Genomic DNA, 24,035 nt, shown 5'->3' on the forward strand with positions numbered 1-24,035 from the left:
CTTAAGAAAGCAATTTATCAATAGCCTTAGCTAGCTTACGATCTTTATCTGTGATGGTATTGCCAGCATCATGAGTAGTGAGAACAATCTCTACTTTATTGTAGACATTTGACCAATTGGGATGGTGATCCATCTTCTCAGCGATCAATGCCACCTGACTCATAAATCCAAAAGCTTGTACAAAATCATCAAACTCGATCGTCCTACTTAATTTATTATCTGCTTCTTTCCACATGATTTTCTCTATTTAATACCTCAAGTTAAAAAATATATATATCCTAGCGAAATCATCAAAGGGCTATGATTCCTTCTATGGCCTTAGCCCGCCCGTATATATTGACGATAGCCTCACTAGATTCCATCATAGCTCTGATAGTCACACTGATATATTTCCCTTTAGAGGAAGGTTTAAACTCCGCTTCGTTTTTGGGAAATAAGGCAGTCACCTCCTGCTCTTTTCCTTCTGGTACGATAAATTTAAACATATACAATGCTGGGAAGCTCAATTGCTCATCTAAGGTTTTCTTAAATGACTTTTCATCAAAATTCATGTCCTTATAATTTTATACAGCTAAACAGCTATTGAATAAAAAACATTCAAGCAAAAAAAATCGGCACTAGGCCGATTTTAATTTCTTAGAAGAATTTATATCTATTGTCCTTCACTTTGGCCTTGTCAGTCAGTGCCTGATTCAGCAAGAAAGGAAGTCTAGAAGTATACTTTTGTTCTACTTGATTCTTGTAGACTGTATAATCTCCGATCTCTGGAGCTGTAGTCTTTTGATCTACTTGTACCACTACTACACCTACTTCTTCTTTGATAGGTTGGCTGATTTGACCTGCTTCTAGTGCAAACGCTTTACCGATAGCTGCTGGAGCAAAACCGACACTTGGAAGTGAATTGCTACCTAAAGATACCGCAGCATTTTGATAGATATTAGCATCATTGCCAAATACTGCTTGCATGTCAGTAAGCGTAGTCTTTCCTTTTAGTTTTTCGATGATCATGTCAGCTTTCATCTCACGCTTATAGGCAGTAGTCACTTCTGTACGTACATCATCTAAAGATGGCGAACCTCCTTTAACTTCTGATCTCATGACAGCGACTACATATCTATCGTCAAGCTCAAATACAGGCGATACTTTTCCTACCGTAGCATCATTGTACAACCATCTTACCACTTCTCTTGCATTCAATACATTATTGAAGCTTCTCGCAGCAGAGATGATACCATTTGCTTGGTTGATAGCATAACCTTCAGACTGAGCAGTTTCTTGGAAAGACGCTAAGTCATTCGCATTTCCTGCGAAATAGTCAGCATTTCTGAAAGCCTCATTTCTAGTTTCATCACTAGCGATGATTTCTAGCTCGATAGTAGCAAGGTCTATCGCTCTCTTTGTAGGCACTTCTGTTACTTCTATTAGGTGGTAGCCATACTCCGTTTCGATCACTCTATTGATCATACCCTTTGACTTTGCAGCAAATACAGACTCTGTAAACTGCTCCACCATGGTGTTTTCATCAAACCAACCTAGGTCTCCACCTCTATTAGCCGAGCCGTCCTCACTATACTGTCTAGCTGCCGTAGCAAAGGCCAAACCATCGTTGATCTCTGCTCTGATGCCTTCTATCTTAGTTTTAGCCTCCGCCTTTTGAGCCTCATCTAGTCCTTCTGTTCTGATCAAAATATGGCTTGCTCTAGCAGAAGCTACTTCAGCCTCATAGATATCAGACACTTTATATATGGCAAATCTATTTTCATTGATAAATGGCCCATAGACTTGGCCTTCTTCAGGAGTAGCTACATTAGCATCAAATACACCTGGAAGATTTGAAAAATTATAGGTAGCAAATGGAAGCTGACCTTCTGTATTTAGCGTAGCAAATGTAGAGTCTTCTTCACTTGTCGCCAGCTGGGCTTTGAGACGCTCAATCTCACTTCTCAATGCTGCACTGTCTGCTGCAGAAGCTGCCAATGAGAAAGATACATAGTTGAAATCTCTATTGTCCTCAGTCTCATACTTAGCGATATTCTTTTGTAGGTATGACTTAAGCGCATCATCCGTTACGTTGATTAAAGTATCACTGATAGCCACATCTGGATTGATGTATAGGTAAGTGATATCAACAGTATTGTTTTGCTCAGCATACTCTAATTTGGCTTCAGCCTCAGTAGCATACTCAGAGTAAAGAATCAGATTCTCATACTTAAGTCTTTGGCGCGAAGGTCCAAGTGTTCTCTCAAAGTTATACCAAGCAGCTTGCTGCTGAACTGGCATACTTGGGATTTGCTGCAAATATTGAATGACTTGATTTCTATCAAACTGACCAGTAGCAGGATCTACGAAAAGCTGCTGAAGCTCTGGGCTGATATTTCTTCCTTGTACCATGTCGATAAGCTCTTCATCTGACACGATCACTCCTAGTGCCTCAAACTCTTCTCTAAAAGTACGCTCAGCTACTAATGCTTGCCAAGCTTGCTCTCTGATACCGTATAGTTCATTTTCTGAAGGAACTCTACCTGTTTGATTTTGATAGTTGAACTTGATCTCTTCTATTTTGGCCAAATACTCTTCATAAGTGATGTCCTCACCTGCGATCTCGCCAACTACATTGGCTTGACTACCCAAAAGCACTGAATTGGGACCCAAGATGTCTCCTCCAACCAAGAATAATATTAAACCTACAGTGATCACACCGATCAATAAACCTGTTCTTTCTCTAATTTTGTTAATTAATGCCATTTCTATTCTTTTTGAAGTGTCGCAAAATAATTACATCTACCGCTAAAATCAAAATATTATCCTTTACAAAAATCGATTACTTCTCAGATGAGTCAAAATCTAGCTGAAGTTTGACAGTATCTATGCGAGTATCTTGCATAGAAGCGATGATAAAAGTGTAAGGTCCATACTTGATAATTTCGCCTATTACAGGTAGATTTTCTGTGATGGATAAGATAAATCCGCCTAAAGTCTCATACTCACCCTCTGGTAGATTCCAGTTGTATCGGTCATTGAGATAGTCGATTTCATGTCTACCACTGAGGAGAAAATTATAGGCATCTAGCTGTTTTTCTACCAAATCATCTGAGTCATACTCGTCTTCTATCTCTCCGAAAATCTGTTCTATGATATCCTCCATGGATACGATACCAGAAGTGCCTCCAAACTCATCTACCACCAATGCTAGGCTTTTCTTCTCAGAAATTAGCTGAATTAGTAGCTCATTAGCCAATGCCGTTTCTGGTACGATCACAATAGGATTGAGGATATCCTCTATACTTTTTGGCTTTTTAAAGAGCTCTAGGTGGTGACAGTAGCCAATCACTTCATCAATATCATCCTTATATATGATAATCTTAGAGTGGCCACTTTCGATAAATTGCTTTTTAAGCTCCTCAATGTCATCTTCTATATCCATGGCCACAATGTCAGTTCTAGGCACCATACACTCTCTGACGCGGATAGTTTTGAACTCTATCGCATTGTTGAAGATCTTAGTGTCTAAGTCCACATTAGAGTGATCTCCAGCTGCTTCTATACTTTGCACGAAAGCATTGAGGTCTGTAATCTTGAAGACTGGCTTATCCTCAGAATATTCTAGTTTCAGAATATGGACGATGACAAACCTAGACATCTTCACTACTACAAATACTAGCGGATAAAGCAAATAATAAATCACAAGCATCGGTACCGCAAAGACATTCAGCATAGAGTTTGGATTGAGCATAAAAATACTCTTCGGGGTAAACTCAGCTGTGATCAAAACGATGACCGTAGAAATGATCGTTTGACTTAGCAGCAGTGTGGCATTGTTTTGAAACTGATCAGGAAGGACTTCCTTGATATATGGATCTAGTATCACTGCCAAAAAAATACCATATACAACCAGTGTAACCGTGTTGCCAAGCAGTGTAGTTCCTATGAGGTTAGATTGGTTTTTTACAAAGTTAGAGAGTATGCGACCATTGACAGTGCCTTGCTTGTTTTGCAGCTCTATCTGAAGTCTGTTGGCGGATACAAAGGCTATCTCAAAGCCTGAAAAAAAGGCAGAGAAGGCAAGACAGACCAGTACGATCAATAAGTTAGCATCCATGTTTATTTCTTCTTTTGCTTATTCCCCTTTTTCTTTTTGTCAGATGGGGTCTGAGCGGAAGTGTTTCTCTTCCTTAATTGATACCAAAAAAGCATCGCTAAAGAAAGCATAAAGATAGAATAAGAAAATTCAATTCCACCTATATATGTCTGATGGACGCCTATGATAAATAATGCTGCCGATACAGATAGTAATGTGATGTCTAAAGTCTTCATGATCAGTTGCCAGATAGCTCTACATCGCCATCTCTAATTTTAAATATTTGATAATCCGTGAAATTCTCGTCAGTAATGAGTCCTTCTCCCAAGATCAGCCCCGTCTGACTTTCGATTCGAACAGCCCGCTCGGTATATATTTTCTTTTCCTTAGGCGACCAAAAAAGCTCCTCTGAGAATAGCTTTTCATCTTTGGCCAAGTTAATCACTACTACGTCTCCCTCTCCTCGATATAGGTTTTCCTCTTTGATGAAATACCCCTTATCTGCCTTGATCGTAGAGCTCAGTTCACCATCTTTTCCATAAAACTTGATGAAAATACCCTCTGGAAATTCACTATCCCCATTTTGCAGATCTACTTTCCTAGCAGCCGTTAGGTTAATCCTCACGATAGCGGAATCACTAAAAATCAGTTCTACATTAGTCGCTTCACTGAGTGGGCCCGTGTATGCCACAGGAAACTCAGACTCGTCTGATTCACAAGCCAGTAAGGGCATCAAAAATAATAGTATACAAGTGGTAAAAAACCATTTATTCATAGATCAAAATTAAAATAAAAAAGGCGGTCGGGCATCACCCAACCGCCAGTATTTTATATGAAGCGTTTGCTTAGTCTCTTGTCTGAAGCGTTACTGTTTCATTGATCCAGCATCCTACAGTTACCTTGTCACCTACTGATTTAGTCGCTGTGAAGATCTCTTCTTTTGAAGGGAACTGCGCTCTAGCTTGGGCCATTCTTTCATTGTCACCAGCTTTTCTGAAGTACTCATAAGCTGCAATAAAGATCGCTCTATCATCTACTAGACTTACACCACCTTTACACTGATCATAAGATCTGAAGATCATAGCTCCTATGAAGCTGTAAGCTGTAGAAGCTTTAGCTGGATCAATCTCAGCAGCGCTCAAAGCTTCTTTTCTAGCAGTTCCTCTTTGACCTCTTTCTTCATAGATTCTAGCCAACTCTAAGTGACCACTTGCCTTATCAGATTTCTCTGTAGCCAACTCGATCGCTTGGTTGTAATAAGAGATAGCTTTGTCTATTTGACCCATTGACTGGAATCTATCTGCTAGCACCTTAGTCATGCCATAGTTAGGCTCGGCTGCCTGTACTACTTGCGCTGCTGTTAAGAAAGCATCAGAATCAGTACACTTATACTGGATAGAGTAGCTCACTATTTGCTTAGCTACCTTCACATCAGACTGATTAGCTTGCAACTTAGGAAGTAGCTTATTCTCTATGTAGTTACAGTCGATCAATTTCAACTCTGCTAAGAAATCATCCAAATAGCCTTGATATAGATCGAGCGTTTTGGCATTTTCTCCGCTAGCCTTCCTACGCTCGACCATGGCAGTGAGTTCATCGTATTTCTCCAAGATATAGTCATCAGAAACTTGATCTGGGAAAGCCTGCTTTTTCAACTTTAAGAAATTGAAGTAGAAAGGTATTACAAATGAAGATGTTTTATCACCTTTCAGCTCAAATGCTTTCTCAGCACTAGCAATGATCTCATCATATCTTGACTTGTCTGTTTGAAAGAAAGTATATCCATGAAACACTTTCATCTCCGCCACTCTAGATTCTGCACTAGCAGATGGGAAGTATTCTAGTCTTTTATCTAATACTAAGAATAAAGAGTCTACAAAATTCTTTCTTGCGGCTGCATCTGTCGCTTTTTTAGCCAAGTTTTCATACACTTTCTCTCCATTGATATAGATAGACTCATTGAGTGAAGGCGTATTGACGAGCAACCAATGTAAAGGAGCTCTAGCGCCATCATAATTCTCAGCGTTTTTGTTATCAGTATAAAGTGCATTAGACTCCTCTGCTTTCTGACGCGCAGCAGGATCTTCAGGCCAGTTCCATACGCCCTGAGCCTTTACCATTCCAGCCATTCCCACAGCTAGTATGAAACTTAAAGCTAACTTTTTCATAATTGTAAACGTTAATCAAACTTTCTTTTTATAAACCAAGATGTATCATTGATGGTAACTCCTAGAGCTACTCTAAAGTAATTCTCCCTTATGGCACCATTGTCCAGAGTCCCTCGTTGACCAGCTTTTAAGGCTACATTCAGCATGCTAATTTGCCTTACTGGTACCGAAACTCCAAAATTAATGCCAACATCATTTATTTGCTGTGAGCCTATCAAATACGGTGTTTTATCATAGCTAACACCAAATCTGTAGATCCATGTTTTGAGTCTGCTCTCACTTGAAGTATAATCTGGGGTAAACTCTCCCCCTACGATCACCGAGTAAGCATTGTCAAAATTTTCAGTAACGCCATCGAATCCTCTATATGACGTCATGTCTCTCAAATGCACGTCCACGCCAAAGGTCCAGTTGAAACTCTTTTCTATCGAAATACCAAATGATGATCTTCCAGGTAGACTTACGAAGTTTTGTCTATCATTGATCAAAGTATCACCAATAGGCACTCCAGAGTTTTGGTTATCTAATAGACCTACACTTAAGAATCTTCTCGTATTGATATCTGCATCAAACTGATAAGCTGCGCCAAAGTTCAAAAAAAGTTGGTCTTTCAGTTTATAGTTGTAAGCAACACCTAGTTGCGCTGAGAAATCAGAAAAGCTCTGTCTGTCATAGTACTCTGTCTGATTTCCTACTGGAAAGCCATTGTCATCTACAATCGTCTGGATGTTTTGCTCTATGATGGATCCAAAGAGATAGGACATTTTTAAGCCTATATAAAAATTGTCTTTAATTCTAAAGGCATTGGTCACATAAGCTTCTGTCATCCCTCCTGTGCCTTTGATATTATTCTCAGCACTAAACTCCGTACCTCCTATTTGCTCAGCAGGTATACTTAGATTATAATTTACAGTAGTGACAGGATTGAGTCCTAAAGCGATTGACCATTTGCCAGGCTTCATCGGCAAACCCAGCCCTAGGTAAGTCAATCCTCCCCCATCTACTGGCTGCTCCAGAGTCCCATTAGAAAGCGATCTATTCTCATAGTTGACACCAGCTTGAAAGATCCCAATGTTATGCTTTGCGACAAGCGCAGGGTTGACAGTGTTGAAAAACAATACGTTTCCATTACTTACTCCTAATCCACCCATAGCTGCATTATGGGTAGATCCATAATAATTGAAATCCCCGATCCCAATGGCAGAGTAAGAGGAGGCACTGGTCTGGGCCGAAGCTAGACTTGTGCAAAAAAGAAAAAGGCCTAGGAGCCCGCTTGTGTACTTAAATTTTAGAGACATTATGATTCAAAATTCTATTTAATCCGTACAGGACCAAATCGGGGACTACAAAGATGTGTTCTTTTGATTTATATTCAAAGTATTTTGCATCTCCTCCACAAATAATTACGTGAATATCAGCAAACTCCTGCTGATAGGCAGAGATGACGCCTTCTATTTCAAATCTAAGTCCATGATATACACCGCTTTGCAAACACTTTTTAGTGGATTTCCCGATCAACTCTACTTGAGCGTCCAGTGGTACTAACGGTAGTTTGGCAGTATAATTATGCATCGATTGCGCGCGCATTTGTAGTCCTGGGGAGATCGCTCCTCCTTGATATACACCCTTCTGATCGATCAAATCATACGTCACGCAAGTCCCTGCATCTACTACTAAGCAAGCACGCTTAGGATACAATGTATGCGCTCCGACTACACCCGCGATGCGGTCTAGGCCTAAAGTCTCAGGAGTGTCATAAGCAATGCTGATCGGTAAACGGGTCTGCTGATCAAAGGCAAACCAAGAAACTGGAAGTTTTTCAAGAGCACCATCTGGCAAGGCTTTCCCAACACTAGCATATATCGCATGAGAAACTTTAACATTTTTTAACCAATCTAAACCTTCCTCCCAAGTAGAGAAACTAGCCTTATCTACCAAATCGCCTTTCTCGAAAAGTCCGATTTTCAAAAATGTATTCCCCTGATCAAATACTGCATTCATAAAATTCTTTTACCGATTAAACAAAGACCTTTGTCTGGAAGAAACTTTTAAAATAGCTTTCACTTTTCGAAATTGTCAAGAAGATAAACTCCACAGGGCAAATTTAACTCGAATTCCATGCAAGTATATAAAGTATTAGGCTTAATGTCAGGAACATCCTTGGATGGCTTAGATGTGGCCTACTGTGAATTTGCCAAATCTAACTCTTGGAGTTTTAGATTAGGCTCTTGTGTGACTTACCCCTACCCTGCGGTTTTAGCAGAACTACTAACTAAATCCACCACGCTATCTGGTCTAGAACTAACCATGCTCGATCATCAGCTTGGGGACTTTATGGGCCTATGTGTAGAAAAATTCCTAAATCCACACACACAGCTCAAGGTTGATTTCATCGCCTCACATGGTCATACCATTTTTCATCAACCCGAAAAGAAATTCACTCTTCAAATAGGCAACCCTTATAAAATACAACAGCATACGGGACTTGCCGTGGTCAGTGATTTTCGTCAAGCAGATGTACAAGCTGGCGGTCAAGGCGCACCTTTAGTTCCTATTGGGGATCAACTGCTCTTTAGCGAGTATGACTACTGTCTCAACCTAGGTGGCTTTGCTAATATCTCTTATGAAAATGCAGACGCAAGAATAGCATTTGATATATGCCCCTTTAATATAGTCAATAACCTTTATGCCCAACAAATGGGTTATGCATATGATGATCAGGGCAAACTAGCTCGGGAAGGAAAATGCATCGAAGCACTTGCCCGCTCGCTCGATCAGCTTTCTTTTTATGAAAACTTGGGGCCTAAATCTCTAGGTACTGAATGGCTCGCAGAAAACTTCCAACCTGTATTAGATAAGTATCGTAAAGAAAATCCTAAGGACATATTGCATACTTTAGCACTCCATCAAGCTAAACAAATAGCTAAAATCATCAATAAGCCAAAAAGTAGGGTATTAGTCACAGGAGGAGGTGCTTACAATACTTTTATCATAGAAACTCTACAAAACCTACTATCTGTAGATCAGCAAATAATTATTCCTGATGCAAATTTGTTGGAGTTCAAAGAAGCCCTCATATTTGCTTTTCTTGGTGTATTAAGCTTGAGAAATGAATGCAACAGTTTGAGCAGTGTCACAGGAGCTACTCATGATACATTGGGTGGTAGCTGGACGCGTCATTTTTCTTTTGATAGATAGAACCCAAAATAATTTAGATAAATCAAACCATGAAAGAGCTATTAGCAAAATTTGAAAATAAAAGGCCTGAAGTCGTATTTGAGTGGCAAGATGCTGAAACAGAAGCGGAAGGCTGGGTAGTGATCAACTCGCTCAGAGGGGGTGCCGCTGGTGGTGGTACGCGCATGAGAGTAGGCTTAGATAAAAGAGAAGTAGAGTCGCTAGCCAAAACGATGGAAGTCAAATTTACCGTTTCTGGTCCTGCTATTGGAGGCGCTAAATCTGGTATCAACTTCGATCCTAGTGATCCTAGAAAGGCTGGAGTGCTAGACAGATGGTACAAAGCTGTGATGCCACTTCTCAAAAACTATTATGGTACAGGCGGAGACCTCAATGTAGACGAAATCCACGAGGTCATCCCTATCACTGAAAACTATGGACTGTGGCATCCACAAGAAGGTATCGTCAATGGACACTTTAGCGCAACAGAGCCTCAGAGAATACGAAAAGTAGGACAACTGAGACAAGGAGTGTCTAAAGTCATAGAGGACCCTAACTACACACTAGACGGTGCTAAAAAATATACTGTAGCGGACATGATCACAGGCTATGGCGTAGCAGAAGGTGTCAGACACTACTACAAGCTATGGCATAACTCCAATATCAAAGGAAAGCGTGCCATCATCCAAGGATGGGGCAATGTCGGTGCTGCAGCAGCTTGCTTCCTTGCAAAAGAAGGTGCTAAAATAGTCGGGATCATAGACAGAGATGGTGGTTTGATCAATGAGAGCGGATTCACACTTGCAGAGATCAAACAGCTTTTTGCAGATCGCCAAGGTAATAAGCTAGTGGCTGAAGGAATGATCCCATTTGCTGAGATCAATCAAAAAATATGGGATATCCCTGCCGAAATCTTCATTCCTGCGGCTGCTTCTAGGCTGATTACCAAAGATCAAGTGGAAAGAATGATCAAAAAAAGTTTGGAAGTTGTATCTTGCGGTGCAAACGTTCCATTTGCTGATCCAGAGATCTTCTTCGGTCCAACGGGTGTTTTTGCAGATGAGCGTATCGCGATCATTCCTGATTTTATAGCTAATTGCGGTATGGCGAGAGTTTTTGCTTATTTAATGCAAGATCACGCTGAGCTCACGGATGATGCGATCTTTAGAGACGTGAGCAATACCATCAAGAAGGCATTGAAAAAGACACATGGTGTCAACCCTAAAACCACCAAAATCGCACAGTCTTCTTTCGAGATTGCGCTAAAGCAGTTAGTCTGACGATAATCGAAACTAGTCGGTTAGATGACATGCTTCCCGACTAGTTTATTGTAAAACCTATTCACTATTGATGAAGAAGCTATTCATTCTACTCTTTGTGTTGTTTCAGTCTTTTGCCTTTGTAGAAGCTGCCACGATCGAAGAGGATACATTCAAACAAGAGACAGTACAAGAACATCATACAGATGAGGCATCAGCCACATCTGAAGAGGCACATGCTGAGGAGGCGCATCACGAACCTCCAGGATGGCTGACAGTACCCTTTATACTACTCTTGGGGATGATTGCCACAGGACCTCTTTTTTATGAGCACTTTTGGCATAAAAACTATCCCATAGTCGCTGTTTCTTTAGCTGCAATAGTTGTCCTATACTATCTCTTTGTTTTACAAAATTTACACGGTCCAGTACATGCTCTAGCCGAGTATGTACAGTTTATCGCGCTTTTAGCTTCTTTGTACATTGCCTCGGGCGGGATTTGGATAGAAGTAGATAAAAAAGCCACTCCACTGGCTAATGTCGGTATCCTCTTGATCGGAGCCATCTTATCAAATTTAATTGGAACTACAGGCGCATCCATGCTTTTGATCAGACCTTTTATCCGATTAAATAAAGACAATATCAAAGCCTATCACATCGTCTTCTTCATCTTTATGGTGAGTAATATAGGAGGTTCGCTCACGCCTATAGGTGATCCTCCACTTTTCTTAGGCTTTTTGAAAGGAGTGCCCTTCTTCTGGACACTTGAGCACAACATCCTGCCTTGGATCATGGCCTTAATCATCATGGCTGTTCTCTTCTTCTTTTTAGATAAAAAATTCAGTCAAGACAATGAGATAGAATTGGGTGTGAAATACAGCAATAAAATCACTATTGTTGGTATGAAAAACTTTGGTTGGTTAGCTATTGTCATTGGAGCAGTATTCTTGGATCCTAATGTGATAGATTGGGTGCCTGCCATACATTATGATGGTCAGAAATTCTCCTTTTTAAGAGAAATCATCATGCTTTCAGTAGCATTCTTTTCTTATAAATTTGCCAATCAAAGAGCTCTCAAAGGCAACGAATTCAACTTTGAGCCTATCAGAGAAGTCGCCTTTATCTTTGTGGGAATATTCGGTACCATGATGCCAGCATTAGAGTTGGTAGGTGCATTTGCCAAATCTCCTGAAGGAGCAGCACTCATCACACACAATACCCTCTACTGGGGTACAGGTATCCTATCAGGTGTGCTAGATAATGCCCCTACATATCTCAACTTCCTAGCAGCAGCGATGGCTTCTCAAGATGCTAGTATCAGTAATATCTCAGAAGTACGAGCTTTCGCCAATAATGAATATCTAGATTCTGCCTTTGAACTCATGGCTATCTCGATCGCCTCAGTCTTCTTTGGCGCAATGACTTATATCGGTAATGGGCCAAACTTCATGGTGAAGTCTATAGCAGAGCAAAGTGGTATCAGAATGCCTTCTTTCTTTGGCTACATCATCAGGTTCTCCGTACCGATCTTATTGCCAATTTTATTCCTTGTTTGGCTCGTGTTCTTTGCATTCGTCTAAATAAAAATTCAACGAAACATAAAAAGTCCTTTCGGAAGAACGAAAGGACTTTTTTGTTATAAACCTATCTATTTAAAAAACCTGATCTTCGAGGTAGTTAGGATAAATCTGCATGTGACGCTTTTTCACCATTTGAAAAATCACCTCTCGCAGTTCCTCTACATTGTCTCTATTCTCAGCTGAGATAAACACAGCTGTTTGATTTGCTTTCTTAGAGTAATGCGCTCTCAAAGCTTCAAAATCAAGCGTATGCTCTGCTTCCTCCTCATCGATGATTTCCATTTCTTCTTCTGCTGTTTTCGGAGCAGGTTGAGGGACTAAATCTATTTTATTAAACACCAATAAAGTAGGCTTATCAGCTGCTTTGATATCCAGCAATGTCTGATTGACGATCTCTATTTGCTCTTCAAATCCTGGGTGAGAGATATCTACCACATGGAGTAAAATATCTGCCTCAGTGATCTCATCAAGTGTAGACTTGAAAGATTCTATCAAGTGATGCGGCAGCTTTCTGATAAATCCTACCGTATCTGAAAGCAGAAAAGGAATATTATTATACACCACTTTTCTGACGGTAGAATCGACTGTAGCAAAAAGCTTGTTTTCAGCCAGTACGTCTGCCTTAGTAAGCATGCGCATAAGTGTAGACTTACCAACGTTAGTATAGCCCACCAAAGCCACCCTTACGATATTCTCTCTATTCTTTCGCTGTGTAGCCCCTTGCTTTTCGATCTTTTTCAACTTGTCTTTGAGTAGATCGATTTGATGGCGAATGGTTCGCTTATCTGTCTCGATCTCTTTCTCACCAGCACCACCTCTAGTACCCGTACCTCCACGCTGACGCTCAAGGTGAGTCCACATCCTAGTAAGTCGTGGCAAGATATATTGGTATCTTGCCAGTTCTACTTGAGTTTTGGCTTGAGCTGTCTGTGCTCTTTTGAGGAAAATATCCAAGATCAATAAAGAGCGATCATAGATTTTGACCTTTAAGAAATTCTCCAAGTTTCGAAGCTGAGAAGGTGTCAAGTCATCATCAAAGATGACTGCATCGATACTATGGTGTTTGACATAAGCTTCGATCTCCTCTAGCTTTCCTTTTCCGACAAAGGTCTTCACTTCCGCACGCTCTAGTCGCTGTGTGAATTTGTATTTTGTTTCGTAGTCAAGTGTCTCAGAGAGAAAATCTAATTCATCTAAGTATTCTCTCACTTGTCGGTCACTTTGCTTTTGACCGATCAGTGCTACTAGTACTGCTGTTTCCTGCCTTGGGGCAGTTGAATATGTGATTGGTTTATTCTTCAAATGTTTCAATATATGTAACTAAGCTCATGATTTGTTGATCGCTTAGTTGGTTTCCAAATTTTGGCATAATGCCTTTTCCATTAGTGATAATCGTCACCTTTTCATCATAAGAAAGTGTAGAAGCTCCTAGTGCAGCCGCTTTATATAAGCCCTTCTTACCATCTGCCCCATGACAGTTTTCGCAAGCTTGCGCATAAATCGCCTTAGCCTCTGCTAGTTCCAAGTCTTCACCTTCTGCAGCTACTACATCTACCGTGATAGGTGTAGGTCTCATGGTGATACTCTTAGTCTCCGCCATACCATACGCCATCAAGAGCAAAACGACTGAAAGTAACGCCAAAGGCTTCTTTTCTCTCTTTAGACCAACTATCCCTAGTGGAATAGATAGGAAGACTAGAACAATCTTAGCGATCAGATAAGTTTCCATTCCTGAAAGTGATAGTAGATAAAACCCTGTAACTAGGATTAATACTCCCAAGATCATGTCTATCACTTTAGTTTTAGCTCTGATTTTAGCAAGTGTCTCTAGCCTATTGAGCGTTAGCAAGAGTGTCTTAAAAGTCATGAAAACAATAAAAAGTAAAACTACAGTAACGTGTAAATGGAACATTCCGATCTGCATGGCTTTGAATATTTAAAGGTTGATTAATTGATTGCTGTAAAATTACAGATTAATATTGGTAAATAAACTAGTGGGAGATGTCATCCGTATCTTTCCTACGTTATCAGATAGCGTGAAGCTATCGATCATTAAAAAACACAAGCATGAAAATCTGGGGACTCACAGGGAAGAGAAAGCAAAAAGAACCTACGCGACTTGATTTTATACAAACTGATATGCACTCTCATCTGCTTCCTGGCATAGATGATGGTGTAGCAGACATGGCGCAGGCACTTGATACTATCCGACACTTACATGCCTTGGGATATGATAGACTCATCACTACACCGCATATTTTGAATGACTACTATCCCAATACTCCAGAGATCATCTTAGGCAAATTAAAAGAAGTACAAGATGCGGTAGCAGAAGCGCAACTCCCCGTCACGATCGAAGCTGCTGCTGAATACTTTCTAGATGAGACCTTTCTAGACAAACTAAACGGTACAGAGCAAATCCTTACATTTGGAAAACCCAAATACTTACTGTTCGAAACAGGATTCATGAATGAGCCCATCCTGCTCAATGAAGGGATTTTTCAAATGACCATCAAAGGATATCAACCAGTACTCGCACATCCTGAGCGGTACATTTACCTATCTGGGAAAACCAAAATATTAGAAGAAATTGTTGAAAAGGGTGTCTTACTACAAGTAAATATCTTATCCTTTACTGGCTATTACTCAGAAGGGGTGAAGAAAATGTCCGAGAAGCTTTTAGACATGGGCTTAATCTCCTTTCTAGGAACTGACTGTCATGGACCTAGACACGTGGATGCGCTGCATGAGCTAGGACAGCTAAAGAGTTATAAAAAAATACAGCAACTAAAACTACTCAACAATAGCCTATAAGGTATATGAAGATATTCATCACAGGCGCTACGGGTCTATTAGGAAAATATACCACCAAAATCCTGCTCCAACAGGGTCATCAACTGACTGCCAGTGCGAGGCCTCAGAGCAAAATATACCAACATGATCCACAAAATGAAATCAACTGGGTAGAAGCTGATCTTTTAGACATCAATACACTGGTAGAAAAGCTATCAGGTCATGATTTAGTGATTCACTGTGCGGCTATGGTTTCTTTTGATAAAAGAGAAAAAGAGCAGATCTTCCAAACAAACGTAGAGGGCACAGCCAATCTAATCAATGCTGCACTTTTAGCTTCTGTAGAGAAATTCATCCATGTGAGTTCTATAGCCGCTGTTGGTAGAAATACCAGTGGTGAGCCAGTAAATGAGTCTAACAAATGGCAAGAATCCTCGCTCAACACAGTCTATGCGGAAAGTAAATACTTAGCAGAACTTGAGGCTTGGAGAGGAAGTGAAGAGGGCTTAAAAGTAAACATCATCAATCCATCTGTAATCCTCGGTATTGGAGAGCTTGAAAAAAGCAGCTCTCAGCTCTTTGACTATGTCAAACAAGAGCAGAAATTTTACCCTGCTGGAACGATCAGTTATGTAGATGTGAGAGATGTAGCTGAGGCCATCAGTAGGCTCACAAGCGCAGATACTTGGGGACAGCGCTACATCATCAGTGCAGGAGAGACCACCTATAAGGATTTTTTTGCGCGTATAGCAAATCATCTAGGTAAAAAAGCTCCCTCTATTCCTGTATCCAACATGATGATCAGTATGGCACTTCTAATTTTCCGCATCAAAAGTCTGCTTACAGGCAAGCCCTCTTTGGTCACTAAGGAAACAGCTATGCTCAGCCAGCTAAACGTGTATTTTGATAACTCGAAGTCTAAATCAGCCCTCGGACTAAAATACCGTGATCTAAATGAAAGTCTTCAATGGATCTGTGAAGAAATAAAAGAGCGCTAAAGGCAAACGAACATAAATCCGCACTTGCTTGTTTGATGGGGTGATCGATCTGAAATAATTTAGGCAGATCAAGAAAAATTTAATAGAATAAATCCTTAAATTAAACGAAGGATATAGACCACAAGCTATGGCTGGAGAATACAGAGGAAAAAGAGAAGAAGAAAAAGAGCTGGTAAGAAGATTCGAAAGAAGCTCCGAAGCCAATGAAGAAGGTTACTTTGACCTCAATGAGTATGAGGACATCATAGAGTATTATCTTCAAAGAGGTCTATTCGAGCAAGCACTCAAAGCAGCCCAGCATGGCATAGATCGTCATCCTTATTCTTATGATCTAGTCATGTTCAAAGCACAAGCACTCATCAACCTAGATAAGCTCGATGAGGCGCTAGAGATCATGCTTACTGTCAAAAACCTCATGCCTGGAGATACTGATATGAGTCTGATGATCGGCACGACTCTTTCTTTGATGGGCAAGTTTGATGAAGCAGTCAAAACACTAGAGCAAATTCTTCCACTAGTAGAAGATCCGTCTGAGATTCACTATCAGATAGGCATGGCATACCAACACTCTGGAAAGTATCTGCCCGCTATCGAAAGCTATAAGGCAGCCTTAGAGAATAATCTAGATAATGAAAACGCCCTCTACGAGTTGGCTTATTGTTTAGACATGGTCGGTGAACTAGAAAACAGCATCGACTACTACAAGCAGTTTATAGACAAAGATCCCTTCTCAGTCAATGCTTGGTACAATCTCGGCATCATTTACAACAAGATCGGGCTTTTCGAAGAAGCGATTAAGGCCTATGAGTATGCCTTACTCATAGATGAGAAATTCGCTTCTGGTCACTTCAATATGGGCAATTCATTTATGAATTTACAGAAATATGAAGAGGCGGTAGATGCTTATAAAAATGCCATCACTTGTGAAGGTCCTAATGCCGAAAACCAATGCTGCTTAGCAGCTGCCTACGAAAAAATGGGCAAAATAGAGCTAGCCATCAAATACTATCAGAAATCCACTAAGTATGACGCCTTTTATGATGAGGCGTGGTATGGCCTAGGAAGTTGCTTGCTGACACAAGATAAGTACTATGAATCTATCCATTTCTTAAATAAAGCCCTCAAACTAGATCCAGAAAATGCTGCCTACTGGACTGCCATAGCAGAAGCAGAACTAAAAATCGGTAATGTCATCAGCAGTATAGAGGCATATGAGGAAGCAGTGGCACTAGATCCGTATGATGCAGACATTTGGCTCAATCTGTCGCTTATCTACAGTGAACAAGGAGATTTTGACAAAGCCATCAATACCATACAAGAAGCTATCGAAGAACTCCCAGAAGAAAGCGATCTGTACTATCGCATGGTCGTTTACTTATTGCAGGATGGTAAATTCAAAGAAGCTTTTAACTTTTTAGAGCAAGCACTCACTTTAAACTATGAGAACCACATTGTGCTTTATGACTTTTTCCCCAAGCTACAAAGTCAAAAGGCACTCTATAAAATCATAGAACAATATAGAAATCCTTCATAAATCGGTGAAGCTTTCTGTTTTAGGCAAAAAGCATTACTTTTGAACTTCTTTTTTAACCAATTCAAACCGACATATATGCACTACGTGTTGAATAACATCCCAGAGCGCACGCAAAAACCACGCGAAAAGGGATTCACTATGGCCATGGACAAAGGCCTAAGCCTCAGAGAAGTAGAAGACTTTATAGAGACATCTGGAGTCTACACAGATATCGTAAAACTAGGCTGGGCGACCTCATATGTAACACCTAATCTCAAAGAAAAACTTAAACTCTACCGAGATGCTGGGATTCCAACTTATTTTGGTGGGACACTTTTTGAAGCCTTTGTTATCCGAGATCAGTTCGAAGATTACAGAAGGATATTAGATGAATTTGAGATGACCTTTGCTGAAGTATCAGACGGGTCTATCTCTTTAAATCACGATACTAAATGTGAGTATATACAGACACTAGCCAAGCAAGTTACTGTCCTATCCGAAGTAGGGTCTAAGGATGCTGCTAAGATCATCCCTCCTTATAAGTGGATTCAGCAGATGAATAAGGAGCTAGAAGCGGGTGCTTGGAAAGTCATCGGTGAAGCCAGAGAAGGTGGAAATGTGGGTCTATTTAGAGACTCTGGAGAAGTTCGTCAAGGACTAGTAGAAGAAATCCTCACACAAGTTCCAGAAGAAAAAATCATCTGGGAAGCTCCTCAGAAAGCACAGCAAGTATGGTTTATCAAACTCATCGGAGCCAACGTAAACTTGGGAAATATAGCTCCTAATGAAATCATCCCACTAGAAACCATCAGACTTGGTCTCCGTGGAGATACGTTTGATCACTTCTTAAACCTTGAAAAGTAATTTATAAAGACCAAGCGTATATTATTTACGTTTGGTCTTTTGGCTAATACAAGCAATCCCTTTTTCATGAAGCACCTCAAAGACTACATTTTACTTTATCTAAAAGGCCTAGCAATGGGTGGAGCCGATGTCATCCCAGGCGTCTCTGGAGGCACGATTGCTTTCATCACAGGCATCTATGAGACTTTATTGAAGAGTATCAAATCATTTGACTTGACTGCTTTGAATCATCTCAGGAGATTTGAGTTTAAAGCACTTTGGCTACATGTTAATGGAGCTTTTCTGCTCACATTGTTAGCAGGTATATTCACCAGTATTTTGTCATTAGCCAAACTCATCGTCTACCTTCTTGACCAATATCCAATTCAAGTTTGGGCGTTTTTCTTTGGCTTGATCATCATCTCAGCGCTTCAAGTTGCTAGGACAGTCTACAAGTGGCGTGTCAAAGAAATTTTTTCTCTGCTGATCGGCATAGCGGTCGCCTACTTTATCACAGAAAGCACCCCTTCTCAATCCCCAGAAGGTCTGTGGTTTATCTTCATCGCTGGAGCTGTAGCCATTTGTGCCATGATACTTCCAGGCATTTCAGGCTCCTTCATCCTATTACTGATGAGCAAGTATGAGTACATACTCAATGCCCTGGATACAGTTGACATACCAGTCATCATCGTATTTGGGCTTGGCTGTATCGCTGGTCTTTTGTCATTTGCTCGTGTGATTTCTTTTCTATTTGACAAATTTAAAACTGTCACCATTGCCTTATTAGCAGGTTTTATGATTGGTTCTTTAAATAAAATCTGGCCTTGGAAACGAGTATTAGAGTTTAGAACCAATAGTGCTGGTGAGCAAAAGCCATTTTTGACTGAAAATATCTTGCCTACAGACTATCTAAGTATCACAGGAGAAGACCCTCATATCTTAGGTGCATTACTTTTCTTTCTTTTAGGCATTTTGATCGTGATCGGTTTGGAGCTAGCCGCTCACTATCTTAAAAGAGACTAACAATATGAAGCGATATGGGCTGATCGGTTTTCCAGTGAAATACTCCTTCTCACAAAACTACTTCACGGAGAAGTTTTACAAGGAAGGGATAGAAAATGCCCTTTATGAGCTATTTGAAATCAAAGATATCGCTGAAATCAAACAGCTAATCACTAATCACCCCGATCTAGTTGGCCTCAATGTCACCAAGCCTTACAAAGAGCAGGTTATCCCTTTTTTGGATCAACTAGATGAAAGCGCCCGAAAAATCGGTGCTGTGAATGTCATTAAGATCGAAAATGGTCAGCTCAAAGGATTTAATTCTGATTATTTCGGATTTAAAAACTCCCTCAAAGCATGGCTTCCTCATACAGATATAAAAGCACTCATGCTGGGAAATGGAGGCGCTGCCAAAGCAGTAATGGTCGCACTAGATGATCTCAAAATCCCTTATCAAATTGTCAGCAGAACACCTCACTCAGGACAGATCACTTACGAAACACTTCACACTGAGCCTCATTGGCTAGAGACACATCAGCTCCTGATCAACTGCACTCCACTCGGCATGCAGCCTGACGTCCATCTAGGGCCTGACCTTCCTTATGACTTAGTCACCTCAGAGCATTATGGATATGACTTGATTTACAATCCTGAGGAAACTTACTTTATGAGAAAAATCAGCGTCAAAGGCGGAAAAGTAAAAAATGGTCTAGAAATGCTCTATCTCCAAGCAGAAAAATCATGGGAGATATGGCAATCAGATATGGATTAGTTTTGCTCCTTATAAACCTTTTATGGCTTTCAAGTTGTTAAGTAGTTTACGATAAAAGCTTCCCATGGAATTCAAATTACAGTCATCATACAAGCCTACAGGAGACCAGCCTCAAGCCATAGCGAAACTGGTCGATGGGGTCAATAGTGGCGAACCTGCTCAAGTACTTCTTGGTGTCACTGGTTCTGGAAAGACTTTTACTATGGCCAACGTGATCGCGCAGACGCAGCGACCTACGCTTGTGCTTTGTCACAATAAGACATTGGCTGCACAGCTTTACGGAGAGTTCAAACAGTTTTTCCCAGAAAATGCCGTAGAGTATTTTATTTCCTACTACGACTACTATCAGCCTGAAGCTTATATTCCAGGATCAAATACCTACATCGAAAAGGACCTCTCGATCAATGAAGAAATAGAAAAACTTCGCTTGAGTGCTACCTCGGCCCTGCTTTCTGGCAGAAGAGATGTCATCGTAGTGGCTTCAGTTTCCTGTATCTATGGTATTGGCAATCCAGAGGAATTTGGCAAAAATGTCATCAAGCTACAAGAGGGAGATCGTATCCCAAGAAATCAATTACTCTTTAGGCTAGTCGATATTCTTTACAGCAGATCCGATGCAGAATTTAAACACGGAAACTTCCGCGTGAAGGGGGATACAGTAGACGTATTTGTTGCCTATGCAGACTTTGCTTATCGTATCTTCTTCTGGGGGGATGAGATAGAGGCTATCCAGCGTGTAGATCCTGCTTCTGGTAAAAAAATATCCGATGAAAAAATAATCACCATCTTCCCTGCTAACCTTTTTGTGACGGGCAGAGATGTGATAGAAACAGCTATTCATGAAATACAAGATGACCTCGTTTCGCAGTTGAGCTTTTTCGAAAAAGACCTCAAATTCATCGAAGCCAAGCGACTCAAAGAACGCACAGAATTTGACCTAGAGATGATTCGTGAGCTGGGCTACTGCTCTGGAGTAGAAAACTATTCCCGCTATTTTGATAGAAGAACTCCTGGTTCAAGACCATTCTGTTTGCTCGATTACTTTCCCGAAGACTACTTACTCATGATCGATGAGAGTCACGTGACTGTCTCTCAAGTTCGTGCAATGTGGGGAGGAGACCGCTCTAGAAAAGTCAACCTTGTCGAGTATGGCTTTAGACTGCCATCTGCTTTAGATAATCGTCCCCTTAAATTTGATGAGTTTGAGATGATGACCAATCAAGTCCTCTATGTTAGTGCTACACCAGCAGATTATGAACTATCTAAAACTGGTGGAGAGGTGGTAGAGCAAATCATCCGACCAACAGGTCTACTCGATCCGATCATAGAAGTACGCCCTAGCCTCAATCAGATCGATGACCTCATGGACGAAATAGATGAGCGCGTCAAAAAAGATGAACGTGTACTAGTCACTACACTCACCAAACGAATGGCCGAGGAACTGAATAAATTCCTTGATAGAGCAGGCGTGCGTTGCCGCTACATTCACTCTGAGGTGAAGCCACTAGATAGAGTGGAAATCCTCCGCGAACTAAGACTAGGAATCTTCGATGTACTCATTGGAGTCAATCTCCTTCGTGAAGGACTTGACCTTCCTGAAGTATCTCTAGTGGCGATCTTAGATGCCGATAAAGAAGGTTTTTTGAGAAATGAGCGCTCGCTAGTCCAGACTATAGGTCGTGCCGCTCGTAATGAAAACGGGATGGTGATCATGTATGCTGATAAAATCACTGGCTCTATGCAAATGGCCATAGATGAGACCAATCGAAGACGAAGCATACAAATCGAATACAATGAGCAACATGGCATCACACCTACTACAGTAGGCAGAAACAAAGAAGCCATCATGTCTCAAACTAAAGTTGCCGACAGCAAAAAAGGTGTCAAGTCCTATGATACCGTACAAAGTTCTAAAGATAGGCTCGCGGCTGATCCTGTGGTACAGTATTTGAACAAGGATCAAATACAAAAGATGATCGGCCAAACACAAAAACTCATGGAGAAAGCGGCCAAAGAACTCAACTTCATGGAAGCTGCCAGATTAAGAGATGAGTGGGAAGCGCTCAAAGAGCGACTCAAAGAGATGGACTGATCATCTTACAAACCAAACCATTATTTATGAAAAAGTACATCCTAACAACTTTACTGGTTATTTTAATAATCAGTCCAGCTGTCTTTGCGCAGTCTTCTGGCAGCTTTTTGATTTCTAGTGGCCTAGATGTCTACAAAACAGACAATACTGGCATAGCCGATAAAGTCCAATTTGGATTAGAAGGTAACTACTTCGTGACCAGTAATTTCACCTTTACCGGAGGCGTAGACTTCTGGTCTCAAGGACCCAATAGCAGCATTATCATTGGTTCTAGATTTTACCCCATAGAACCTCTTTTCTTGAGATTTAGAGGACTGCTGCGTGACAATAGCGATATCGCCCTAGGTGCTGGATATCAAGTGCCGATTTCCTATCGTCTGAGACTAGAGGGCATGGCAGATTACTACATGAATCAGCGAGAACTAGGTTTGCGAATTGGACTAGCTTTCTTAATCAATTAGTCTAAAATATAATTTCCTACAGCAAAGGAGGCCTGATGATTCAAGCCTCCTTTGTTAATTTTTATTAAAAAATAGAAGGATTTGAGGGTTTTTTCTTAGTTTCAAGATGAAATAAAAATCTGATAACATGAAAAAAACTTTGACTGTACTTTTAGGAATCTCTAGCTTTTTGTTTTTTGCTTGTGGCAGCGATGGCGACTCTGGGGATGGGGCGATGAAAGAGTTCTCCCTAACTATCGAGGACACCTTAATGATCGATGCAGGAGATAGTTTTTTAGACCTTAAAAGCTCCCTCAATTCTGCTAAGCTCTTCGATGATGACAACACACTATACACTTACAATTCATTAGATCACCACTTAGATATCATCGATCTGGATGCACTCAATATCAAAGAGCGGATCAAGTTTGAAAAAGAGGGGCCAAATGGAATCTTTGGTACGTTCCCATTCTTTACAGGAATGAAAATAGTGGATAAGAATACATTTTTTAATAGCACCATGTTTGGTTTTGATCAGTTCAATAGCAAAGCAGAAAAAGTCAAAGAATTCATCACTCAAAATCAAGACAAGTATGACTATGTAGGCGATAGTTTAGCTGAGGGTGAAAAGCTCACGGGTAATAATGCTTTCACAGCTGATGGGAAGCGCTATTACACCCAATTCAAGAGTGGAGAGGCTTCTGCTGGTATTGCCTTTATAGATTTAGATGAGTTTAGACTGACCAAAAAACCAATAGCGGATTTTGACAAGCTAGATAAGTTTAATATCACCTTCACCATGACTATGGGTAATGGTACTTCAATGATATCTTCTGGCGAGAGTTGGACGCCAATCGTAGAAGAAAGCAGAGTGATCTACGCTAATAGTGCCATGAATGAATTGCTCATCTATGATGTGGTAAAAGACACTGCATATTATAAAACTTATACCAGCCAGCTAAGTCCAAATGCCAAAGAGGTAAACTTTAGTACTAAGATCACATCTCAAGAACAATTCTCTGATGAAATGAAAAAGAAAAATCAGCAGATCACTTTTCAAAAACCCATCTATAATCCAGCAGAAGAAGTGTACTACAGATTTGCCAAAACTACCACGCAGGTAAATGATGATTTAACAAAGGATACTTATTACCTCACAGTCTTTGATAGGGATCTCAACATGATAGGAGAAACAGCAGAACTGCCGGAAAACTTAAATCTCAGTACCTTATTCATCAAAGATGGCAAGCTACTCAGCTTTATCAATATTGACGATGAGATGGGATTTGTGGTGATGAATATCCAAGAAAAGTAAAAAATT

23 protein-coding genes are annotated in these 24,035 nt (G+C 40.6%); 12 read left to right on the forward strand and 11 right to left on the reverse strand.

Annotation, left to right across the window (positions count from 1 at the left end; genetic code table 11):
* Nucleotide 1 precedes the first annotated feature (1 nt).
* From I5349_RS04690 to I5349_RS04730, 9 genes are all read right to left on the reverse strand, one after another.
* Nucleotides 2-235 carry a 4a-hydroxytetrahydrobiopterin dehydratase gene (locus tag I5349_RS04690; protein WP_226389583.1) on the reverse strand — a complete coding sequence of 78 codons (234 nt, stop codon included), beginning with the start codon at nt 233-235 and terminating at the stop codon, nt 2-4.
* A 55-nt stretch (nt 236-290) separates the two neighbouring features.
* Nucleotides 291-551, reverse strand: coding sequence for a DUF493 domain-containing protein (locus I5349_RS04695; protein ID WP_226389584.1), 261 nt, complete (start codon nt 549-551; stop codon nt 291-293).
* Nucleotides 552-636: 85 nt separating this feature from the next.
* Nucleotides 637-2,745 (reverse strand): peptidylprolyl isomerase, encoded by a 2,109-nt coding sequence (locus tag I5349_RS04700; RefSeq protein ID WP_226389585.1) that lies wholly within the window; start codon nt 2,743-2,745, stop codon nt 637-639.
* 76 nt (nt 2,746-2,821) lie between these two features.
* Complete coding sequence (locus I5349_RS04705) at nt 2,822-4,099, reverse strand: hemolysin family protein (RefSeq protein WP_226389586.1); 1,278 nt, start codon at nt 4,097-4,099, stop codon at nt 2,822-2,824.
* A gap of 2 nt (nt 4,100-4,101) precedes the next feature.
* Nucleotides 4,102-4,314, reverse strand: a complete 213-nt coding sequence (locus I5349_RS04710) for a hypothetical protein (RefSeq protein ID WP_226389587.1) — start codon at nt 4,312-4,314, stop codon at nt 4,102-4,104.
* 2 nt (nt 4,315-4,316) lie between these two features.
* Nucleotides 4,317-4,853: an LPS export ABC transporter periplasmic protein LptC gene (gene lptC, locus I5349_RS04715; protein WP_226389588.1), complete on the reverse strand. Its 537-nt coding sequence runs from the start codon at nt 4,851-4,853 to the stop codon at nt 4,317-4,319.
* Between the two features lie 70 nt (nt 4,854-4,923).
* Nucleotides 4,924-6,246: a tetratricopeptide repeat protein gene (locus I5349_RS04720; RefSeq protein ID WP_226389589.1), complete on the reverse strand. Its 1,323-nt coding sequence runs from the start codon at nt 6,244-6,246 to the stop codon at nt 4,924-4,926.
* 11 nt (nt 6,247-6,257) lie between these two features.
* Nucleotides 6,258-7,544, reverse strand: a complete 1,287-nt coding sequence (gene bamG, locus I5349_RS04725) for a BamG family beta-barrel-assembly machinery protein (protein ID WP_226389590.1) — start codon at nt 7,542-7,544, stop codon at nt 6,258-6,260.
* Nucleotides 7,528-8,247, reverse strand: a complete 720-nt coding sequence (locus I5349_RS04730; RefSeq protein ID WP_226389591.1) for a type III pantothenate kinase — start codon at nt 8,245-8,247, stop codon at nt 7,528-7,530. Before I5349_RS04730 ends, bamG begins: the two co-directional genes overlap by 17 nt.
* Before the next feature lie 117 nt (nt 8,248-8,364).
* Between I5349_RS04730 and I5349_RS04735 the strand changes: the two genes are divergently transcribed.
* From I5349_RS04735 to I5349_RS04745, 3 genes are all read left to right on the forward strand, one after another.
* Complete coding sequence (locus tag I5349_RS04735; protein WP_226389592.1) at nt 8,365-9,444, forward strand: anhydro-N-acetylmuramic acid kinase; 1,080 nt, start codon at nt 8,365-8,367, stop codon at nt 9,442-9,444.
* Nucleotides 9,445-9,473: 29 nt separating this feature from the next.
* Nucleotides 9,474-10,703: a Glu/Leu/Phe/Val dehydrogenase dimerization domain-containing protein gene (locus tag I5349_RS04740; RefSeq protein ID WP_226389593.1), complete on the forward strand. Its 1,230-nt coding sequence runs from the start codon at nt 9,474-9,476 to the stop codon at nt 10,701-10,703.
* A gap of 70 nt (nt 10,704-10,773) precedes the next feature.
* Nucleotides 10,774-12,261 carry a sodium:proton antiporter gene (locus I5349_RS04745; protein WP_226389594.1) on the forward strand — a complete coding sequence of 496 codons (1,488 nt, stop codon included), beginning with the start codon at nt 10,774-10,776 and terminating at the stop codon, nt 12,259-12,261.
* 72 nt (nt 12,262-12,333) lie between these two features.
* Here the strand turns inward: I5349_RS04745 and hflX are convergent, their stop codons facing one another.
* On the reverse strand, nt 12,334-13,575 hold the full coding sequence (gene hflX, locus I5349_RS04750) for a GTPase HflX (protein WP_438865894.1): 1,242 nt from the start codon (nt 13,573-13,575) through the stop codon (nt 12,334-12,336).
* Nucleotides 13,553-14,185 (reverse strand): c-type cytochrome, encoded by a 633-nt coding sequence (locus I5349_RS04755; protein WP_226389596.1) that lies wholly within the window; start codon nt 14,183-14,185, stop codon nt 13,553-13,555. Before I5349_RS04755 ends, hflX begins: the two co-directional genes overlap by 23 nt.
* Before the next feature lie 143 nt (nt 14,186-14,328).
* On the opposite strand from I5349_RS04755, the gene I5349_RS04760 reads away from it, so the two are divergent.
* From I5349_RS04760 to I5349_RS04800, 9 genes are all read left to right on the forward strand, one after another.
* A complete protein-coding gene (locus I5349_RS04760; protein WP_226389597.1) occupies nt 14,329-15,075 on the forward strand; it encodes a tyrosine-protein phosphatase in 747 nt (248 codons plus the stop codon).
* Between the two features lie 5 nt (nt 15,076-15,080).
* A complete protein-coding gene (locus I5349_RS04765) occupies nt 15,081-16,052 on the forward strand; it encodes an NAD-dependent epimerase/dehydratase family protein (RefSeq protein WP_226389598.1) in 972 nt (323 codons plus the stop codon).
* A 127-nt stretch (nt 16,053-16,179) separates the two neighbouring features.
* Nucleotides 16,180-17,586: a tetratricopeptide repeat protein gene (locus tag I5349_RS04770; protein WP_226389599.1), complete on the forward strand. Its 1,407-nt coding sequence runs from the start codon at nt 16,180-16,182 to the stop codon at nt 17,584-17,586.
* Between the two features lie 75 nt (nt 17,587-17,661).
* The gene (locus I5349_RS04775; protein WP_226389600.1) at nt 17,662-18,429 is read left to right on the forward strand and encodes a phosphosulfolactate synthase; all 768 of its coding nucleotides are present in this window, start codon (nt 17,662-17,664) and stop codon (nt 18,427-18,429) included.
* 66 nt (nt 18,430-18,495) lie between these two features.
* Entirely contained in the window at nt 18,496-19,431 is a 936-nt protein-coding gene (locus tag I5349_RS04780; protein ID WP_226389601.1) for a polyprenyl-phosphate transporter, read from the forward strand.
* 4 nt (nt 19,432-19,435) lie between these two features.
* The gene (locus I5349_RS04785) at nt 19,436-20,182 is read left to right on the forward strand and encodes a shikimate dehydrogenase family protein (protein ID WP_226389602.1); all 747 of its coding nucleotides are present in this window, start codon (nt 19,436-19,438) and stop codon (nt 20,180-20,182) included.
* A 64-nt stretch (nt 20,183-20,246) separates the two neighbouring features.
* Entirely contained in the window at nt 20,247-22,274 is a 2,028-nt protein-coding gene (gene uvrB, locus I5349_RS04790; protein ID WP_226389603.1) for an excinuclease ABC subunit UvrB, read from the forward strand.
* Nucleotides 22,275-22,300: 26 nt separating this feature from the next.
* Nucleotides 22,301-22,735, forward strand: a complete 435-nt coding sequence (locus tag I5349_RS04795; protein WP_226389604.1) for a hypothetical protein — start codon at nt 22,301-22,303, stop codon at nt 22,733-22,735.
* Between the two features lie 127 nt (nt 22,736-22,862).
* Complete coding sequence (locus tag I5349_RS04800) at nt 22,863-24,029, forward strand: DUF4221 family protein (RefSeq protein ID WP_226389605.1); 1,167 nt, start codon at nt 22,863-22,865, stop codon at nt 24,027-24,029.
* Nucleotides 24,030-24,035: the final 6 nt, after the last annotated feature.

Origin of the sequence: Penaeicola halotolerans, assembly GCF_016464625.1 — a bacterium.
GTDB classification, from domain to species: domain Bacteria; phylum Bacteroidota; class Bacteroidia; order Cytophagales; family Cyclobacteriaceae; genus Penaeicola; species Penaeicola halotolerans.